This is a genomic window from Nocardioides sp. Z43_10, from assembly GCF_059766615.1.
In genome coordinates, this window is the sequence record NZ_JCBAJY010000007.1 from 17,316 (window position 1) to 35,954 (window position 18,639).

At 71.8% G+C, this 18,639-nt stretch carries 21 protein-coding genes; 9 read left to right on the forward strand and 12 right to left on the reverse strand.

Annotated features, from left to right (window positions below):
* Positions 1–29: 29 nt before the first annotated feature.
* Positions 30–2,204, reverse strand: coding sequence for a molybdopterin-dependent oxidoreductase (locus AC6EI4_RS13560; RefSeq protein ID WP_498451774.1), 2,175 nt, complete (start codon positions 2,202–2,204; stop codon positions 30–32).
* A 270-nt stretch (positions 2,205–2,474) separates the two neighbouring features.
* On the opposite strand from AC6EI4_RS13560, the gene rpsO reads away from it, so the two are divergent.
* From rpsO to AC6EI4_RS13575, 3 genes are all read left to right on the forward strand, one after another.
* Complete coding sequence (rpsO, locus tag AC6EI4_RS13565) at positions 2,475–2,750, forward strand: 30S ribosomal protein S15 (protein WP_498421925.1); 276 nt, start codon at positions 2,475–2,477, stop codon at positions 2,748–2,750.
* Between the two features lie 370 nt (positions 2,751–3,120).
* Complete coding sequence (locus AC6EI4_RS13570) at positions 3,121–5,361, forward strand: polyribonucleotide nucleotidyltransferase (RefSeq protein ID WP_498451775.1); 2,241 nt, start codon at positions 3,121–3,123, stop codon at positions 5,359–5,361.
* A gap of 62 nt (positions 5,362–5,423) precedes the next feature.
* On the forward strand, positions 5,424–6,758 hold the full coding sequence (locus AC6EI4_RS13575) for a M16 family metallopeptidase (RefSeq protein ID WP_498451776.1): 1,335 nt from the start codon (positions 5,424–5,426) through the stop codon (positions 6,756–6,758).
* Here the strand turns inward: AC6EI4_RS13575 and AC6EI4_RS13580 are convergent.
* Entirely contained in the window at positions 6,755–7,222 is a 468-nt protein-coding gene (locus tag AC6EI4_RS13580) for a class I SAM-dependent methyltransferase (protein ID WP_498451777.1), read from the reverse strand. The genes AC6EI4_RS13575 and AC6EI4_RS13580 overlap by 4 nt on opposite strands.
* Before the next feature lie 206 nt (positions 7,223–7,428).
* Here AC6EI4_RS13580 and dapB point away from each other — a divergent pair, with 206 nt between their 5' ends.
* Positions 7,429–8,172: a 4-hydroxy-tetrahydrodipicolinate reductase gene (gene dapB, locus AC6EI4_RS13585; protein WP_498451919.1), complete on the forward strand. Its 744-nt coding sequence runs from the start codon at positions 7,429–7,431 to the stop codon at positions 8,170–8,172.
* A gap of 30 nt (positions 8,173–8,202) precedes the next feature.
* Here the strand turns inward: dapB and AC6EI4_RS13590 are convergent, their stop codons facing one another.
* The 10 genes from AC6EI4_RS13590 to AC6EI4_RS13635 form a co-directional block, all read right to left on the reverse strand.
* Positions 8,203–9,243, reverse strand: coding sequence for a zinc-dependent dehydrogenase (locus AC6EI4_RS13590; RefSeq protein WP_498421921.1), 1,041 nt, complete (start codon positions 9,241–9,243; stop codon positions 8,203–8,205).
* Entirely contained in the window at positions 9,243–9,698 is a 456-nt protein-coding gene (locus AC6EI4_RS13595) for a PTS mannitol transporter subunit IIA (protein WP_498451778.1), read from the reverse strand. The genes AC6EI4_RS13590 and AC6EI4_RS13595 overlap by 1 nt, the downstream gene beginning before the upstream one ends.
* Positions 9,688–9,996, reverse strand: a complete 309-nt coding sequence (locus AC6EI4_RS13600) for a hypothetical protein (RefSeq protein WP_498421919.1) — start codon at positions 9,994–9,996, stop codon at positions 9,688–9,690. The genes AC6EI4_RS13595 and AC6EI4_RS13600 overlap by 11 nt, the downstream gene beginning before the upstream one ends.
* 71 nt (positions 9,997–10,067) lie before the next feature.
* Complete coding sequence (gene mtlA, locus AC6EI4_RS13605) at positions 10,068–11,177, reverse strand: mannitol-specific PTS transporter subunit IIC (RefSeq protein ID WP_498451779.1); 1,110 nt, start codon at positions 11,175–11,177, stop codon at positions 10,068–10,070.
* 145 nt (positions 11,178–11,322) lie between these two features.
* A complete protein-coding gene (locus AC6EI4_RS13610) occupies positions 11,323–11,616 on the reverse strand; it encodes an AzlD domain-containing protein (RefSeq protein ID WP_498421917.1) in 294 nt (97 codons plus the stop codon).
* Positions 11,616–12,320: an AzlC family ABC transporter permease gene (locus AC6EI4_RS13615; protein ID WP_498451780.1), complete on the reverse strand. Its 705-nt coding sequence runs from the start codon at positions 12,318–12,320 to the stop codon at positions 11,616–11,618. The genes AC6EI4_RS13610 and AC6EI4_RS13615 overlap by 1 nt, the downstream gene beginning before the upstream one ends.
* 64 nt (positions 12,321–12,384) lie before the next feature.
* A complete protein-coding gene (locus AC6EI4_RS13620; protein ID WP_498421915.1) occupies positions 12,385–12,618 on the reverse strand; it encodes a hypothetical protein in 234 nt (77 codons plus the stop codon).
* A 106-nt stretch (positions 12,619–12,724) separates the two neighbouring features.
* Complete coding sequence (locus tag AC6EI4_RS13625; RefSeq protein WP_498421914.1) at positions 12,725–13,297, reverse strand: GNAT family N-acetyltransferase; 573 nt, start codon at positions 13,295–13,297, stop codon at positions 12,725–12,727.
* Complete coding sequence (locus AC6EI4_RS13630) at positions 13,294–14,142, reverse strand: DMT family transporter (RefSeq protein WP_498421913.1); 849 nt, start codon at positions 14,140–14,142, stop codon at positions 13,294–13,296. The genes AC6EI4_RS13625 and AC6EI4_RS13630 overlap by 4 nt, the downstream gene beginning before the upstream one ends.
* The gene (locus tag AC6EI4_RS13635; RefSeq protein WP_498421912.1) at positions 14,139–14,732 is read right to left on the reverse strand and encodes a DUF3043 domain-containing protein; all 594 of its coding nucleotides are present in this window, start codon (positions 14,730–14,732) and stop codon (positions 14,139–14,141) included. Before AC6EI4_RS13635 ends, AC6EI4_RS13630 begins: the two co-directional genes overlap by 4 nt.
* Before the next feature lie 96 nt (positions 14,733–14,828).
* Between AC6EI4_RS13635 and AC6EI4_RS13640 the strand changes: the two genes are divergently transcribed.
* The 5 genes from AC6EI4_RS13640 to AC6EI4_RS13660 are packed head-to-tail and all read left to right on the forward strand — an operon-like array spanning position 14,829 to position 18,635.
* The gene (locus AC6EI4_RS13640) at positions 14,829–15,593 is read left to right on the forward strand and encodes a PspA/IM30 family protein (protein ID WP_498421911.1); all 765 of its coding nucleotides are present in this window, start codon (positions 14,829–14,831) and stop codon (positions 15,591–15,593) included.
* Positions 15,590–15,868, forward strand: coding sequence for a PspA-associated protein PspAA (pspAA, locus tag AC6EI4_RS13645; protein WP_498421910.1), 279 nt, complete (start codon positions 15,590–15,592; stop codon positions 15,866–15,868). The genes AC6EI4_RS13640 and pspAA overlap by 4 nt, the downstream gene beginning before the upstream one ends.
* A gap of 5 nt (positions 15,869–15,873) precedes the next feature.
* The gene (htpX, locus tag AC6EI4_RS13650) at positions 15,874–16,794 is read left to right on the forward strand and encodes a zinc metalloprotease HtpX (RefSeq protein WP_498421909.1); all 921 of its coding nucleotides are present in this window, start codon (positions 15,874–15,876) and stop codon (positions 16,792–16,794) included.
* A 3-nt stretch (positions 16,795–16,797) separates the two neighbouring features.
* Positions 16,798–17,370: a PspA-associated protein PspAB gene (gene pspAB / locus AC6EI4_RS13655; protein ID WP_498421908.1), complete on the forward strand. Its 573-nt coding sequence runs from the start codon at positions 16,798–16,800 to the stop codon at positions 17,368–17,370.
* Positions 17,367–18,635, forward strand: coding sequence for an ATP-binding protein (locus AC6EI4_RS13660; protein ID WP_498451781.1), 1,269 nt, complete (start codon positions 17,367–17,369; stop codon positions 18,633–18,635). Before pspAB ends, AC6EI4_RS13660 begins: the two co-directional genes overlap by 4 nt.
* Positions 18,636–18,639: the final 4 nt, after the last annotated feature.

The following is an 18,639-nucleotide window of genomic DNA, read 5'->3' on the forward strand; positions in this document are numbered from 1 at the left end:
GGCGCGCGCCGCGCCCTGGTGCCGCCTGCCTAGCGCCCGGCCGCCGTCACGGTGACCGGGACCCCGCTCAGCGCGGCGTTGCCGCTCACGTCGAGCAGGTCCGGGTCGGTCAGGTCGTTGATCGACACTCCGGGCACCTGCCCGGCGTGCTGCATCCGGGCGCCCTGGTGCTGGGCCTGCTGGTGGCCGTAGCCGTGCGGGAGGCTGACCACGCCCGGCATCATCTCGTCGCTGGCCCGCACCTCCACCTCCACGGACCCCACCCGCGAGGTGACGCACACCGCGGCGCCCTCGGCGAGGCCACGTGCGGTGAGGTCGTCGGGGTGCATCAGCAGCTGGTGGCGGGCGCGGCCGCGGGTCAGCCGCTCCACGTTGTGCAGCCAGGAGTTGCAGTCGCGCTGGTGACGCCGGCCGATCAGGACCAGCGCGTCACCCGACGCCTCGTCAGCGGCCGCCGCGGCTGCCGCGTGCAGGCGGTCGAGGTCGGCCAGGACCAGGCCGGGCGCCGCGTCCACCCGCTTGCTGCGGTGCGGCAGCCGGTCCGGCAGCTGCCCGGGACGCAACGGCCCCAGGTCGATGCCGGCGGGGTTCGCCCGCAGCCTGCGCAGGGTGACCCCGGAGCGGCCGCGGCGCAGCAGCGCGGCGACCAGGAGGGTGGGGCTGGTCGAGAGCCGCAGTCGCTGGCGCAGCCGCACCTTGCGCGGTGCCGGGCTGTTCAGCCGGCGCTGGATGCGCACCGCGAGCTCGCGGTAGATCTGCCAGTCGTGCAGGGCGTCCTTCGGCTTGGCCAGCACCGCGGGGGTGAAGCGCGCGGTGTTGCGGACCGCGAGGACGTGGAAGACCAGGTCGTAATGGTCGCGCTCCAGGGCGGTGGTCGGCGGCAGGATCACATCCGCGTGCCGGGTCGTCTCGTTGAGGTAGATGTCCACGCACGCCATGAAGTCGAGGCCGGCCAGCGCCCGGTCCAGCCGGGCGCCGTCGGGGGTGGACAGCACCGGGTTGCCGGCCAGGACCAGCATCGAGCGGATCTGGGCGTCACCGGGAGTCTCGATCTCCTCGCGCAGCGCCGCCACCGGCAGCTCGCCGCCGAACTCCGGCAGGCCGCGGACCCGGCTGCGCCACGCGTCGTGGTGGCCGCGCCCGATCAGGCCGGTGCCCACCGCGTCGATCGCCGGGGTGGTCAGCATCGCGCCGCCGACCCGGTCGAGGTTGCCGGTCAGCAGGTTCAGCAGCTGCACGGCCCACTGGCACACGGTGCCGAAGGCCTGGGTGGACACGCCGATCCGGCCGTAGGCCACCGCACTCCGGGCCGCGGCGAAGTCGCGGGCGATCCGGCGGATCTCCGCGGCGGGGACGCCGCTGAGCGCCTCGGCGCGCTCCGGGGTGAAGCCGGTGACCGCCTCGCTCACGGCGTCCAGCCCGTCGACGTACGGCGGGGGAGTGGCGAGCCCCTCGGCGAGGAGCACGTGCACCATCCCCAGCAGCACGTGCGCATCCGAGCCGGGACGCACGAAGTGGTGCTCGTCGGCGACCCGGGCGGTCTCGCTGCGCCGGGGATCCAGGACGACCATCCGGCCGCCGCGCGCCTTCAGCTCGCGCAGGCGCGCGGGGAAGTCCGGCACCGTCATCAGCGAGCCGTTGGAGGCCATCGGGTTGGCCCCCACTACCAGGAAGTACGACGTGCGGTCGATGTCCGGGATGGGCAGGAACAGCTGGTGGCCGTACATCAGGTACGCCAGCAGCTGGTGGGGAAGCTGGTCGACCGACGTCGCGCTGAACTTGTTGTGCGTGCGCAGGGACTTCACCAGGGTCGTCCCGTGGGTCAGCGACCCCAGGCTGTGCGCGTTGGGGTTGCCGAGGTAGACGCCGAGCGCGTCCTTGCCGTGCTCGTTGATCGTGCGCGCCAGGCCGTCGGCGGCCGCGTCCAGCGCCTCGTCCCACTCGACCTCGCGCCAGTGCGGGCTGCCGTCCGGCTCGGTGCCCACCCGGCGCAGCGGCCGGCGCAGCCGCTCCGGGTCCGCGTGCACGTCGGCCAGGGCGATGCCCTTGGGGCAGACGTGGCCGCGGGAGAGCGGGTCGGCGGGGTTGCCGCGCACCGAGGTGACCACGCCGTCGGTGAGGGTCAGCTCGAGGCCGCAGATCGCCTCGCACAGGTTGCACACGCCGATACGCTTCTGCTCGCCGGTGGCGGCCCCTGGCCTCATCCGGGCATCCTCACACCGATCGGGCCCCCGGGGAACCGCCGGCGTGCACCGATCCGGTTGGGCGCTCGCGCCACCTGGCGAGGGTCAGGAGGCGGCAGGATTCGCCGCTGCGGTCGCGACGCTGATAATCTTGCGCGGTTGCCCGGACCCGGCCTCGCCGGATCCGACAGGGTGACGACCAGTACACCGCCGTAGGAACGGCCGCGGATCCAGAGTGCCCGGGTGAACAGGCCCCGGCGCGCCGCGCAGCGAATCGAAAGGAGCCCCCGTATGTCGATCGGTACCGACGCGGAGACCAAGAAGAAGATCATCGCCGAGTACGCCACGGCCGAGGGCGACACCGGTTCGCCCGAGGTGCAGATCGCGCTGCTGAGCCACCGCATCTCGCACCTGACCGAGCACCTCAAGCAGCACAAGCACGACCACCACAGCCGTCGTGGTCTGCTGCTGCTGGTCGGCCAGCGCCGTCGCCTGCTGAACTACCTGCAGAAGACGGAGATCGCTCGCTACCGCTCGATCGTCGAGCGCCTCGGCCTGCGTCGTTGATCTGCCTGACGTCTCTGTGAGGAGCGGTCGCCACCTGGTGGCGGCCGCTTCTCGCGCTCTCGGGGCCTTTCGCGGTAGCGATGCCCCGGACCAGGACACCGGCGGGTTTCGGCTCGCGGGCCCGATTCGTTAGTGTCGGTCTCAGACCTCACCGCTGAACCCCACAACTCCACATTGAACACATCACCAGGAGCGACCCGCAGACGCCGGCCCGGTCCTCGGTAGTGGCTTTCGGAGCAGGGCTCCGCGAGCCTCGATCGAAGACCGGCCCCTCCCTCGAACGGGAGGGCACACCCAGGCGGGACACCTTCGATGCCCCGCCGACAGGCGGACCTGCGGATCGCTCCGCGAAGAGAAAAGGGATGAACCCTTGACAGACTCCACTCCGGCCGGACCGGTCATCTCCGCGGTCGAGACCGTTCTCGACAACGGCAAGTTCGGCACCCGCACCGTCAAGTTCGAGACCGGGCTGCTGGCCCGGCAGGCCGCTGGCTCCGTGACGGCCTACCTCGACGACGACACCATGCTGCTCTCGGCCACCACGGCCGGCAAGCACCCCAAGGACCACTTCGACTTCTTCCCCCTGACGATCGACGTCGAGGAGCGGATGTACGCCGTGGGTCAGATCCCCGGCTCGTTCTTCCGCAGCGAGGGTCGTCCCGGCGAGGACGCCATCCTCACCTGCCGGCTGATCGACCGGCCGCTGCGCCCGACGTTCAAGAAGGGCCTGCGCAACGAGGTCCAGGTCGTCATCACCGTGATGGCGCTCGACCCCGACCACCCCTACGACGTGCTGGCCATCAACGCCGCGTCGCTGTCGACCCAGCTCTCCGGCCTGCCGTTCTCCGGCCCCGTGGGCGGCGTCCGCGTCGGCCTGATCGAGGGTCAGTGGGTGGCGTTCCCGACCCACAGCCAGCTCGAGAACGCCGTCTTCGACATGGTCGTCGCCGGGCGCGTCACCGACACCGGCGACGTCGCGATCATGATGGTCGAGGCCGAGGCCACCGAGCAGACCTGGACCCTGGTCCAGGGCGGCGTGCAGGCGCCGACCGAGGAGATCGTCGCCTCCGGTCTGGACGCCGCGAAGCCGTTCATCAAGCAGCTCTGCGAGGCCCAGGCCGAGCTGGCCAAGGAGGCCGCCAAGCCGGTCCAGGAGTTCCCGATCTTCCTCGACTTCGAGGACGACGTGTACGCCGCCGTCGAGGCCGCGGTCAAGAGCGACACCGCTGCCGCGATGACCATCGGGCCCAAGCAGGAGCGCGAGGACAGGCTCGACGAGATCAAGGCCTCGCTGCTGGAGAAGCTCGGCGAGCAGTTCGCCGGTCGCGAGAAGGAGATCGGCGCGGCGTTCCGCGCGCTGAACAAGCAGCTGGTCCGCGAGCGGGTGCTGCGCGACAAGGTCCGCATCGACGGCCGCGGGCTGGCCGACATCCGGCCGCTGCACGCCGAGGTCGGCGTGATCCCGCGGGTGCACGGCTCGGCGCTGTTCGAGCGCGGCGAGACCCAGATCCTGGGTGTCACCACGCTGAACATGCTCACCCTGGAGCAGAAGCTCGACACGCTCTCCCCGGAGAAGACGCGTCGCTACATGCACAAGTACGTCTTCCCGCCGTTCTCCACTGGCGAGACCGGCCGCGTGGGCTCGCCCAAGCGTCGCGAGGTCGGCCACGGGGCGCTCGCCCGCCGGGCGCTGCTGCCGGTGCTGCCCACCCGCGAGGAGTTCCCCTACGCGATCCGCCAGCTCTCCGAGGCGATGGGCTCCAACGGCTCCACCTCGATGGGCTCGGTCTGCGCCTCGACGCTGTCGCTGCTGCAGGCCGGCGTGCCGCTGCGCGCCCCCGTCGCCGGCATCGCGATGGGCCTCATCACCGGTGAGGTCGACGGCGAGACCCAGTACGTCGCGCTGACCGACATCCTCGGCGCCGAGGACGCGTTCGGCGACATGGACTTCAAGGTCGCCGGCACCAAGGAGTTCGTCACCGCGCTGCAGCTCGACACCAAGCTCGACGGCATCCCCGCCGACGTGCTGGCCGGCGCGCTGACCCAGGCCCGCGACGCCCGCCTGGCGATCCTCGAGGTGATGAACGAGGAGATCGCCGCGCCCGAGGAGATGTCGGTGCACGCGCCGCGCATCATCACGGTCCGCATCCCCGTCGACAAGATCGGCGAGGTCATCGGCCCGAAGGGCAAGGTGATCAACCAGATCCAGGACGACACCGGGGCGTCGCTGTCCATCGAGGACGACGGCACCATCTACATCGGTGCGACCAACGGCGAGGCCGCGGAGGCGGCTCGCCAGGCGGTCAACGCGATCGCCAACCCGACCATGCCCGAGATCGGCGAGCGCTACCTCGGCACGGTCGTGAAGACGACCAACTTCGGCGCCTTCGTCTCGCTCATGCCCGGCAAGGACGGCCTGCTGCACATCAGCAAGCTGCGCTCGCTGGCCGGCGGCAAGCGCGTGGACGCCGTCGAGGACGTCGTCTCGGTGGGCCAGAAGGTCCAGGTCCAGATCGCCGAGATCGACGACCGCGGCAAGCTCTCGCTGATCCCGGTGGTCGAGGAGTCGGCCGACGAGACAGCCGAGGCCGAGGCTCCGGCCGAGGACTGAGCATGACCCCTCCCCTCACGGGGCCAGACACGGCAGCCGGCCAGCAGACTTCTGCTGGCCGGTTGGCCGTTTCTCAGCCCGTCGGCAGCACCCGCACCCTGCAGACCGTCACCGACGACTCCGGGGCGGTGACCTCCCAGATCCGGCGCACCGTCCTGCCCGGCGGCCTGCGGGTGGTCACCGAGCAGATGGCCGGCGTGCGCTCGGCCTGCATCGGCGTCTGGGTCGGCGTCGGCTCGCGTCACGAGACGCCCAGCCTGCACGGCTGCTCGCACTTCCTCGAGCACCTGCTCTTCAAGGGAACCCGCGAGCGCTCCGCGATGGACATCTCGGTGCAGTTCGACGCGGTGGGCGGCGAGTCCAACGCGTTCACCGCCAAGGAGTACACCTGCTTCCACGCCCGCGTGCTCGACGTCGACCTGCCGCTGGCCGTGGACGTGCTCGGCGACATGGTGACCAACTCGACGCTGCTCGACGAGGACGTCGAGGCGGAGCGCGACGTGATCCTCGACGAGATCGCGATGCACGACGACGATCCCGACGACGTGGTCCACAACCTCTTCGCGCACCAGGCGTGGGGCGACTCCCCGCTGGGCCGCGACATCGCCGGCACCGAGGACTCGATCGCCGCGCTCACCCGCGACCAGATCGCCGGCTTCTACCGCACCCACTACACCGCGCCCAACGTGGTGGTGGCCGTGGCCGGCAACGTCGACCACGCTGCCGTGGTGGACCAGGTGCGCACCGCCTTCGCCCGCAACGGCTTCCTGAGCGGCTCCGAGGAGCCCGTCCGGCCCGCCCCGGCCGGCGACGTACGTCCGGTGATGCCGGGGACGGTCACCGCGGTGCGGCCGCTGGAGCAGGTCAACCTCGTGCTGGGCATGAACGGGATCTCCCGCAACGACGAGCGTCGCTTCGCCCTGGGCGTGCTCAACACCGCACTCGGGGGAGGGACGTCCTCACGGCTCTTCCAGGAGGTCCGCGAGCGGCGGGGACTGGGGTACTCGGTGTACTCCTTCGCCTCCCACCACGCCGACGCCGGACTGGTCGGGGTGTCGGTCGGCTGCCTGCCCGCCAAGCTCGACGACGTCCTGGCCACCGTGCGCGAGCAGCTGGCGCTGGTGGCCGCCGAGGGCATCAGCGCCGAGGAGCTGGAGCGCGGCAAGGGCCAGCTGCGCGGCGGGCTGGTGCTGGGCCTGGAGGACTCCGGCTCGCGGATGTCGCGGCTGGGCAAGGCCGAGCTGGTCTACGACGAGATGCTCAGCCTCGACGAGGTCATCGCCCGCATCGACGCCGTCACGCTCGAGGAGGTGCGCGCGCTCGCGGCCGAGATCTTCACCCAGCCCGAGGTGCTGGCCGTCGTCGGCCCGGTGCCCGGGGGCGCGGAGCCGGCCTAGCGGCGTCCGATGATGCCGACCACGGGCGGGGCCTTCTGCTCGACCAGCGACACCCGGAAGCCCCCGTCCACGAGCGACTTCGAGGCCTTCTCGATCATGTGCGGGATCCGCTCGCGGTTGACCGCCTCGTAGAACAGGAAGATGGCTCCGCCCGGGACCAGCCGCTCGTGGAGCAGGGCGATCTCGTCGGCGCACTCGCGCACCCAGAACAGGTTGACGTTGAACGCGAAGACCTTGTCGAGCCGCTTGACCGGCACCCGCAGCGTGGCGAGGTCGATCTGACGCACGGTCAGGCGCCCGGCCTGGACGTACTTCGCGTTGCGGCGCTTGGTGCGGTCGACGCCGGACTCGGAGCGGTCGATCGCGAAGAGCTTGCCTGTCTCGAGGCGCTCACAGATCAGCTCCGCCCCCGCGCCGGGTCCGCATCCGATCTCCAGAACGGAGTCATCGGGACGGACGTCCATCACGTCGACGGCCCATCTGATTCGCGCCGGTATCGCCTGTGCCATGGGAGACAGCCTGCCACTACCCGGTCCGAGAGTCAGGCACCGGGACGCGTCTGGGACGCAGCGAGGATAGGTTAGGGGGCGTGAGTGCATCAGGCGAGACGTCGCAGCCCCGGTCCAGCGAAGACGCCCAGGACACGCCAGGAGCCTCGCCGGGCGCCCGGCTGAGGGTCGGGGTCCTCGGGGCCCGCGGCAAGGTCGGCAGCGAGGTCTGCGCGGCCGTGGAGGCCGCGGACGACACCGAGCTGGTCGCGCAGATCGACGCCGACGACTCGCTGGAGGAGCTGCTCGCCGCGGGGGCCGAGGCGGTCGTCGACTTCACCCACCCCGACGTGGTGATGGACAACCTCCGCTTCTGCGTCGAGCACGGCATCCACGCGGTGGTGGGCACCACCGGCTTCGACGAGTCGCGGCTGGCGACCCTGGGCCGGTGGCTGGAGCGGGCGCCCGAGGTCGGCGTGCTGATCGCCCCCAACTTCTCCATCGGCGCGATCCTGATGATGCGCTTCGCTGCCGCCGCCGCCCCGTTCTACGAGTCGGTCGAGGTGGTCGAGCTGCACCACCCCGGCAAGGCAGACGCGCCGTCGGGGACGGCGCGCCGCACCGCGCAGCTGATCGCCGCCGCCCGCCGCGAGGCCGGTCTCGGCGCCCAGCCGGACGCGACCAGCACCGAGCTGGACGGGGCCCGCGGCGCCGACGTGGACGGGGTGCGCGTGCACGGCCTGCGGATCCGCGGGCTCGTCGCCCACCAGGAGGTGATCCTCGGCGGGGTGGGGGAGACCCTCACCATCCGGCACGACTCGCTGGACCGGGCGTCGTTCACCCCGGGCGTGCTGGCCGGTCTGCGCGCCATCCGGTCCCACCCCGGGCTCACCGTCGGCTTGGAGGAGTTCCTCGACCTCGAGTGAGCCCGGCGCCACCGCGGCGCGCCGGCCCGCTCACGGCTCCACGGTCACCTTGATGGCCTCCCCCCGAGCCACGATGTCGAAGGCGTCGAGCGCGCGCTCGAGGGGCAGCCGGGCGGTGATCAGGTCCTTGACGGGGACCTTGCCGGAGGCGATGTACTCCAGCGCCCGCTTGTTGTGCGAGGGCGCGGAGCCGTTGGCGCCCATGATCATCAGCTCGCGGTAGTGCACGAGGTTGGAGTCGCAGGCGATGATCGGCTTGTCCTTGGGCAGACCCCCGAAGAACGAGATGCGCCCACGCCGGGCCGCCATCCGGATGGCCTGCTCCTGGGCGATGCCGGCCGCGGTGGCGGTGATCACCACGTCCGCGCCGCGGCCCTCGGTCAGCTCCATCACGCGCTGCACGACGTCGACCTCGGCCCCGTTGAGGGCCTCGTCGGGACCGACCGCCTTCGCGGACATCTCCAGGCGCTCGGCGTTCACGTCCACCAGGAACACCCGCGCGGCGCCGTTGGCGCGGGCCAGCCGGATGTGGATGCAGCCGATCGGGCCGGCACCGAAGACCACCACGGTGTCGCCGTCCCCGACGTGGATGAGCTCCTGGGCGTTGATCGCGCAGGCGAACGGCTCGGCCGCGGAGGCTTCGTCGAAGCCGACCCCCTCGGGGATCCGGTTCAGCCCGTCGACGGCGAGCACCTGGGGCGGGACGATCAGATACTCCGCGAAGCCGCCGTCGTACTGGTAGCCCACCGAGGTCTGGTTCTGGCACACCGCCATCCAGCCCTTGCGGCACTCGTAGCAGTGCCCGCACGGGACGGCGGCGATGATCTGGGCCCGGTCGCCGATGTCCCACCCGCTGACCTCGGCGCCGACCTCGACGACCTCGCCGGCGACCTCGTGTCCCATGGTGCGCGGCGGGGTGATGTTCTGGTGGCCGTTGTTGCGGATCTTCACGTCGGTGCCGCAGGTCGAGCAGTTCCTGACCCGCAGCTTGACCTCGTCGGGGCCACAGGTGGGCTCCTCGACGTCCTCGATGCGTACGTCGCCGGGGGCGTAGAAGCGAACGGCCTTCATCAGTTGTCCTCCTCGGCCCGGGGCGCCAGCAGCGCCAGGACCGCGTCGATGTCGTGGGTGGTGCGCAGTTGGGCCGCGGCGTCCGGGTCGCTGAGGACCAGGGCGAGCGACTGCAGGATCGAGATGTGCTCGTCGCTGCGTGAGGCGATGGGGATGCAGACGTGGCAGGTCTTTCCGTTCCAATCCACGCCGTCGGGGAACTGCAGGAACGCCAGGGCGGCGCGGTGGATGTGCTCGCGACTCTCGTCGGTGCCGTGCGGGATCGCGATGCCCTCGCCCATGTAGGTGGAGACCGAGCGCTCGCGCTCGAGGATCGCGTCGGCGTACAACGGGTCCGCCGCGCCGATCTCGACGAGGACCTCGCCGCACTGGCGCAGGGCATCCGCCTTGTCGACCGCCCGCAGCCCGAGCCGCACGGCGTCGGGTGCGAGCACCTGGGCGGCGTCAGGACTCAAGGACTCCACCGTCCTTGATGGCGCTCTCGACCTTGGCGAAGGCGGGGTCGCCCATGAACACCTGGAAGGGCACCACGACGGCGTCGGGGTTGATGCCGGTGGCGCGCTGGGCCAGACCGGCGTGGCAGAGCACCACCTGGGCGTCGGCGGGAATGGAGTTCACCGGGGTGTGCTCCACGGCGACGCCGTACTTCTTGAGCTTCTTCTTCATCGTGCTGGCGACCATGACGCTGCTGCCCATCCCGGCGTCGCAGGCGATGATCACCTTCTTGACGTCCGATCCGTTGACCTTCGGCATCTCGAGTCTCCTGTCCTGTGGGGTTGGTGCGTGCGGTGTCGTGCGTGCGCCTGCGGGTCCAGGGCAGCGCCTCAGCTGCCGACCACCACCTCGTCCTCGGGCAGTCGAGCCTCGTCGGGCTCGCGCTCCCCGCGGCCGAAGCCGAGCAGCACCGAGGCCGCCGCGAAGGACACCGCCGCGGCCACGATGATCGAGGCGAGCACCGGGAAGTAGCCGCCCTTGGGGGTCACCGCGAGGTAGGCGAAGATGCTGCCCGGTGAGGCGGGCGCGACCAGCCCGGCGTCGAGGATGGTGCCGGTGAGGATGCCCGCGGCGCCGCCGGCGATCGCGGCGAGCACCAGCTGGGGCTTCATCAGCACGTAGGGGAAGTAGATCTCGTGGATGCCGCCGAGGAACTGGATGATGATCGCGCCGGGCACCGTCGGACGCATCACCTTGGGGCCGAAGAACATGAACGCGAGCAGGATGCCCAGGCCTGGGCCGGGGTTGGACTCCACCATGAACAGGATCGACTTGCCGGTCTCGCTGGCCTCGTTGGCCCCCAACGGGGAGAGCACCCCGTGGTTGATCGCGTTGTTGAGGAACAGGATCTTGGCGGGCTCCACGATGACCGACGCGAGCGGCAGCAGGTTGTTGTCGACGAGGGTCTGGACGCCGTCGCCGAGCCACTCCACGACGTTGGAGACGACGGGGCCGATCGCGAGCCGTCCCAGGCAGGCGAAGACGCCGCCCACGATGCCGGCGGTGAAGTTGTCGATGAGCATCTCGAAGCCGGAGGGGACCCGGTCCTGGATGGCGTTGTCGACGAGCTTCATGAAGTACGCCGCGAGCGGGCCGATGATCATCGCGCCGAGGAACATCGGCACGTCGGAGCCGACGATGACACCCATGGTGGCGATGGCGCCCACCACGGCGCCGCGCTGGCCGTGGACCATCCGTCCGCCGGTGTAGCCGATCAGGATCGGGAGCAGGTACTTGATGATCGGGTCGACGAGCTCGGCCAGGTCGGCGTTGGGTGTCCACCCGTCCTCGATGAACAGCATGGTGATCAGGCCCCAGGCGATGAACGCCCCGATGTTGGGCATGATCATCCCCGCGAGATAGCCGCCGAAGCGCTGGACGCGGGCGCGTACTCCGCTTCCCTCGAGCTTCTTGTTGGCAGTTGCGTCTGGGATGGCCATGGTTCCTCCAAGAAGAAGGCTGTGAGGCTCCTCACATCTGTGTTTACCTTTATATGGACCCGATCATGTGGCGTCAAGAGATGGTCGGTCGATTTCTATGCCGGAAACCCAGATAAACGGGGGTGCCCGGATGAGGGCCTCGGGCTCAGAGCCGGAGCAGGGCCGCGGTGGCGGCGGCGCCGAGCACCACCACCAGGAACGGCGCGCGCAGCACCAGCAGTGCCACGGCCGCGGCGAGTCCACCGGCGCGGGCGTCGAGCGCCAGCGCGCCCGGGTCGCCGAAGACCTGTACCGCCACCAGGGCCGCGAGCAGGGCGACCGGGAGCAGGTCGGCGACCCGCTGCACGAGCGGGCGCTCGAGCACGGCGGGCGGCACCGCCAGCCCGGCGAGCTTGAGCAGCCAGCACCCCACGCCGGTCGCCACGATGACCGCCCACATCATCGGGGTCCTCGGGTCGTGGCCGGGGTCGAGCGCAGCACGACCCCCGCGAGCAGGGCCACCCCTCCGGCGGCGAGCACCGGCACCCCCGCCGCGGTGAGCGGGACCAGGCACAGCGCCGCGCCGGCGGCGAGGGCCGCCACCAGCTGGTTGCGGCGCTCGCGCAGGCGCGGCCAGAGCAGCGCCAGGAACGCCGCTCCGACCGCCGCGTCCAGGCCGTAGGTGCGAGGGTCGCCCAGCGCCTCACCGGCGAGCGCGCCGGCCAGCGTGGCGATGTTCCACAGGCCGAACACGCCGAGGCCGGTGGTGAGGAACCCCAGCCTGGCCGCGCTCGTGGACTCGCGGGTGATGGCCATCGCCGTCGACTCGTCGATGACCAGCTGAGCGGCCGCGGTGCGGCGCCAGCCCCTCCAGTCGAGCAGCGGAGCCAGTCGCAGGCCGTAGAGCGTGTTGCGACTGCCCAGCAGCAGAGCGGTGAGCGCCCCGGAGAGGGGAGTGCCGCCGGCCGCGAGGACTCCGGCGAAGGCGAACTGGGAGGCGCCGGTGAAGACCAGCAGCGAGAGCGCGCACGCCTGAGCGGGGGAGAGGCCGGAGGCGACCGCGACGGCGCCGAACGAGACGCCGTACGTGCCGGTGGCCAGCGCCACGGCGAGACTGTCGCGAATGATCCCGCGACGCTGCGAGGGCGTCATCTCGTCGGTCATGCCGAGACCTCGGCGCCTCTCGGACGACCCGAGCGCCCGCCCCCCGGTAGCCGGGACGGGAGGCTCAGTGCCGTCGAGGGCTGTGCCGGGCCGGGCTGCGGTGTGCCGCGTGGGCGGAGAAATCGTGGACCAGCAGGTACGCGGCCACCAGGCCGACGGCGGCGCCGACCCCGGCACCCACCGAGGCCATCACCGGCAGCGCGGTGACCTGGGCGAGCCAGGCCCCGACGCCCAGGAAGGCCACGACGGCGACGACGGCGAGAACGAAGCGGTACAGGCGCGGCAGTGGACCGAGCACGGGTGCCTCCCTTGGTGCGTGCGGACCCACGAGGCTGGGGCCCGCCCGGCGCCGTGAGGCGCCGGTCACACCATGGTGGCGCGTGGCTGGCGGAAAGCAAAGAGGTCTAGACGAGGGAGGTGTGCAGGCGCACCTCGCGCACGACGGTGGTACCGGCGCCGTCGAGGTCGAGCTCGCGGTGCGCCCCATCGGGGGACCAGCCGGCGGCCTCGACGAACGCGCGCAGCGTGTCGTCGGTGGAGAGCACCCAGGTCAGCGCGCGCTGGAAGCGGTCGGCGACCATGGTGTCGGCGGCCGCCTGGAGCAGCCGCGATCCGTGTCCCTTGCCGCGCTCGTCCGGGTCCACGGTGAACTCCCGGAGCTCGCCGTCGGCGATCGGGTCCCGGTCGGGGTCGCCGGTCGGTCCGGTGATCGCGAAGCCCACCACCCGGTTGCGCTCCAGGGCGACCAGCACCCGGTTGCGGGCGTCGCCCGGCTTGGCCAGCGCGCTGCGCCAGGTGGCCGCGAGGGCGGCCGGGTCGCTGGCCAGCAGCTCGTCGGGCAGCAGTCCCTGATAGGCCACGCGCCACGCCCGCAGCTGCACCGCCGCCACCGCGTCGGCGTCGTCGGACCAGGCGACCCGCACCGAGACGTCGGCGCTGGGTCCGCTGGGCGGGCTGCTGGGAGGGGGAGTGCTCATGGCGCCATCCTGACACCGCCGGCCGGCGGCCCGGACGGGGCGTCGCCCGGTGCTCCCGCCCGGCTCACCCAGATGGCGCCGACGGTCGCCAGCAGCAGCCCCGCCACCACGCCCGCGGACCATCCCGCACGGACGCCGTCACCCAGGAGCAGGATGCCCGCCAGCGCCGGCACGAAGGTCTGCGCGACGATCATCGGGGCCGTCGAGGAGGTGACCGCGGCTCGCTCGAGACCCAGCGAGTAGAGCCAGAAGCCGAGCAGACCGAAGGCCGGGACGGCCAGGCCCGCCGCGACGTCGGCCGGATCGAGGGCGGCGTCGAAGCCCCGCACCGCGATCGCGGAGCCGGCGTAGGCGAGGCCGGCCAGCCAGCCGAGGGAGGCGCCCGCGCTGCGGCGTACGAGGAAGCCGAGCACGGCGATCGCGACCACCGCGCTCCACAGGGCGAGGGCGAAGCCGTCCGAGGAGCGCACCTCCCCGACAGCCCCGCTCCCGACGGCGAGCAGGACCAGGCCGGCGGTGACTGCGGCGATGGCGAGCCAGCGTCGGCGCCCCACCGGCTCGCGCAGCAGCGCCGCGGAGAGCACGGCGGTGACCGGCATCGACATCGATATCGTCGCCTGGGCCAGGTAGAGGGGCAGGTACCAGATCGAGACGGCGTGCAGCACGAACCCGAGCAGGTAGGCCGCCACCACCACCATCAGCCAGCGGTTGCGCAGCGCCGAGGCGACGAAGCCGACCAGGTCCTGGCCGCCGGTGGGAAGCCGGCGTACCGCGTGGGCCTGCAGGACCGCGCTGGCGCCGAAGAGCAGGGCCGCGGCCAGCGCCGCGACCAGGCCGACGATCACCGGTAGTGCTCGGGCAGCTCCTGGCCGATCCTCACCTGCGGCTTGGGCAGGCGCAGGAACCTCATCTGCAGGGCCCGGATCAGGGCGTAATAGGTGGTGCCCTTCAGCGGCGCCTCCGGGAAGCGCCGGCGCAGCTCACGGCGCAACCGCAGACGCAGGACGACGACGTCGATCAGCACGACCGCGAAGACGCCGAACATCAGGGTGTTGCCGATCCCGGCCAGCCGGGCGCTGCCGGAGTAGCCCAGGAACATCGTCAGCAGCAGCAGCGGCAGCACCAGCTCGGTGAACGAGAAGCGGGTGTCGACGAAGTCGCGGATGAAGCGCTTGACCGGGCCCTTGTCGCGCGGCGGCAGGTAGCGCTCGTCGCCGGTCTTCATCGCCGCGCGCATCTTCTGGCTCGACTCGCTGCGCGAGCTGCGCTGGGCGCGGGCCAGCTCCTTGCGCGAGCGGGGCGTCTTGGCCCGGGCGCGCGCGGCCGCCTCCGCCTCCCGTCGGCTGGGGGTCGGCCGCCCCTTCCCGTCCCGCTTGACCAGGTCCGGGGTCGTGGGAGTGACGATGGGGCTCTCGGTCTTGCTGCGACGGAACAACGATGCTGCCTTCGTGAGCGAGGAGTGTGGGATCCAGACTATAGGGTGGGCTGACCAGCACCGACGCCCGACAGTACGAGGAGGGGCCGCATCCCCATGAGTCTCATGAAGCGCATCAGTCTGATCTTCCGATCCAAGGCCAACAACGCGCTCGACCGCGCTGAGGACCCGCGCGAGACGCTGGACTACAGCTACCAGCGCCAGCTCGAGCTGCTCACCAAGGTACGGCGCGGCGTGGCCGACGTCGCGACCAGCCGCAAGCGCGTCGAGCTCCAGGTCAACCAGCTCGTCCAGCAGTCCACCAAGCTGCAGGACCAGGCCGAGAAGTCGATCGCGATGGGCCGCGAGGACCTCGCTCGTGAGGCGCTGACCCGCAAGTCGGGGCTGACCAACCAGATCAACGACCTCAAGGCGCAGCACGCCCAGCTCCAGGGTGAGGAGGAGAAGCTCACCCTCGCCCAGCAGCGCCTGCAGGCCAAGGTCGAGTCCTTCCGGACCCGCAAGGAGACGATCAAGGCGACCTACACCGCGGCCGAGGCCCAGACCCGCATCAACGAGGCGGTCTCCGGGATCGGCGAGGAGATGGGCGACGTCGGGATGGCGATCCAGCGCGCCGAGGACAAGACGGCCCAGATGCAGGCGCGTGCCGGCGCGATCGACGAGCTGATCTCCTCCGGCGCCCTCGACGACGTCACCGCGGTCGGGGCCGGTGACGACATCGCCCGCGAGCTGGAGTCGATGAGCTCCCAGGCCGACGTCGAGGCCGAGCTCGCCCGGCTCAAGGGCGGCAGCGCGCCGCAGGCCCTCGAGTCGCAGGACATCCTCGGCGTCGAGGGTCGCAAGCAGGAGGGCCAGGCGTGATCGTCCGGATCATGGGGGAGGGACAGTTCGACGTCCCCGAGACCAGCGTCGAGCACCTCAACGAGCTCGACGCCGCGGTCGAGGCGGCCGTGGAGTCCGGGGACCTGGCCCGTTTCAGCGAGGTGTTCGGCGCACTGCTCGACGGTGTGCGCCGCGTGGGCACCCCGCACCCGGCGGATGCGCTCGACGAGTCCGACCTGATCCTGCCGCCGGCCGACGCGAGCATCGACGACGTGCGCGCCCTGCTCACCGGCGACGGTCTGATCCCAGGCTGAGTGTCGTGGCTCGCTCACGCTTCATCAAGGACACCGGACTGACCGTCCGGATGACCCTGGTCATGTTCCTGCTCGGCGCGCTCTTCGTGGCGCTGGTCGTGGGGCTGATGTATGCGGTGGGGGCGAGCGCGGCGCCGCTGATCGGGCTGCTGGGGCTGGGCGTCGCGTTCTACCAGTGGTGGAGCTCGGACAAGGTCGCGATGCGGGCGATGCGGGCCCGCGAGGTCTCCCCTGCGGAGGCCCCCGAGCTGCACGGCATGATCGACCGGCTGTGCGCGCTGGCCGACATGCCCAAGCCGCGGGTCGGGATCGCGAACCTGGCCGTGCCCAACGCCTTCGCCACCGGCCGGTCCCCGAACCGCTCGGTGGTGTGCGTGACCACCGGCATCCTGCACACGCTGGACGCCGAGGAGCTCGAGGCGGTCCTCGCCCACGAGCTCTCGCACGTCGCCCACCGCGACGTGCTGGTGATGACGGTCGCGTCCTCGGCGGGGATCGTGGCCGGGATGCTGACCCGCGGGGCCCAGTACGGCGGGTTCGCGATGACCCGCGGCAGCAACCGGGACGGCAACGGAGGCGCGCCCGCCTTCCTCATCGCGCTGCTGATCAGCCTGGTCGTCTACGCGGTCAGCTTCGTGCTGCTGCGGGTGCTCTCGCGCTACCGCGAGCTCAGCGCCGACCGGGCGGGCGCCTACCTGACGATGAAGCCGGCCGCGCTCGCCTCGGCCCTGCAGAAGATCACCGGCGAGATCAACACCATCCCCAAGCGCGACCTGCGCTCCTCGGCGGCGATGAACGCGTTCTTCATCGCCCCCGCGGTCAGCGGCGTCTCGCTGCGGACGCTGACCTCGACCCACCCGTCCCTGGAGCAGCGGCTCGAGCAGCTCGCCCGGATCCAGGCCGAGCTCAGCCGCCCCGAGGGCTGAGCGGTGGGTCTCTGGGACGTCATCACCGGACGCAGCCGCCCCAAGCGGGCGAACCTCGACGCGCTGTTCGCGGTGCCCAACGCCGCGCTCACCCTGGAGAGCGCGGCCGGTCTGCGGCCCACCGGGCTGGGGTCGGTCTGCTTCCGGGCGGCCGGCGGTGCCGCGTTCGCCCAGACCCAGGCCGACGTGGTCGCGCTGCTGAACGGCGATCCCCAGGCGCCCGACGTCGAGCTCAGCACCGACCGGTTCGGGTTCACCTGGCTGGTGGTGCACCGCGACCCCAGCGACACCGCCGGGCTCTGCACCGACCTGCACGCCGTCAACACCACGCTCGAGGCACAGGGCTTCGGCACCGGCCTGCTCTGCTCGGTGGTGCCGTTCGCCGACACCGCCGGGCACAAGGTGGGTCTGGTCTACCTCTACAAGCAGGGCACCTTCTACCCGTTCGCGCCGCGTGCCGGCGAGCAGCGAGACAACCTGCTCGAGCTCGGCGTGCGCGACGCCCTCAAGGGCGAGCTGGCGATGGAGTCCGACCTCGGTCGCTGGTTGGCCCTGTGGGGGGCCCCGGGCCTGTGAGCGCCGCCGATCGCAGCAGCGCAGGCACGATGGCCGCCGACCGGCCCGCCGACGGGGTGCGCCGGACCCGCGCGATCGAGGACTACGGCGTGCTGCAGGGGGGCCCTCGCCCCGAGCTCCAGTCGATCGCGGAGCTGGCCGCCCACCTGTGTGGGGTGCCGATGGCAGCGATCAACCTGCTCACCGACTCCGAGCAGCACCAGGTCGCGACGTACGGCTTCGACGCCGCGGTCCTCCCTCAGGAGGACACGCTCTGCGCGGTGACGGTGCGCACCGCGGAGCCGGTGGTCATCAGCGACGCCAGCGCCGACCCACGGCTGCGCGACAACCCCTTCGTGAACGGCGACCTGGACCGGGTGCGCTTCTATGCCGCCCACCCGCTGCTCACCCCCGCGGGCGTCGTCATCGGCACCCTGTGCGCCTTCGACGTGGTGCCCCGCGAGCTGGACGCGCGCGAGCGCGAGCTGCTGGCCTCGTTGGCGCAGCGGGTGGTCGAGCTGCTGGAGCTGGAGCGGCGCACCCGCGACCTCGCCGCCACCGTCGAGGAGCTCCGGGCGGCGCAGGCCGAGCTGGAGCGCTCCAACGAGCAGCTCGCCTCGTTCGCCGGGCAGGTCGCCCACGACCTGCGCAATCCGCTGACCGCGATGGGCATGTCACTGCAGCTGCTGCGCGAGGAGGTCCAGCAGGGGGCCGGCGACCGCGAGGAGCTGCTGTGGCTGGCCCAGCGCGCGATCAGCGGAACCGAGCGGATGCAGGCCCTGGTCGACGAGCTGCTCGACTTCGCGCGCCTCGGCGCGGGCCTCGCGGTGGCGGAGGTGGACCTGGCCGGCCTGCTCGAGGAGGTCCGCGCCGACCTGGCGCCGGCGCTGGGCGGGGCCACCCTCGAGGTCGGCGACCTGCCGAGGGTGCGCGGGGACCGGGTGCAGCTCCGGATGCTGCTGCAGAACCTCCTCGCGAACGCCGTCAAGTTCACCCGCCCCGGCGAGCCGCCGCGGATCGAGGTGGACGCCCACCGCGACGCCGACCGGTGGCAGCTGGAGGTCAGGGACCACGGGATCGGGATCCCGCCCGAGGACCGCGTCCGGGTCCTGGAGCCGTTCGTGCGTCTGGACCAGCGGGTGGCGGGCTCGGGGATCGGTCTGGCCACCTGCAGCCGGGTGGTGCGCGCGCACGGTGGCTCGATCGAGCTGGACGAGACCCCCGGCGGTGGCACGACCGTGCGGGTGCGACTGCCGGTGACGCCCGACGCGTCGCCGGCGCGCTGAGCAG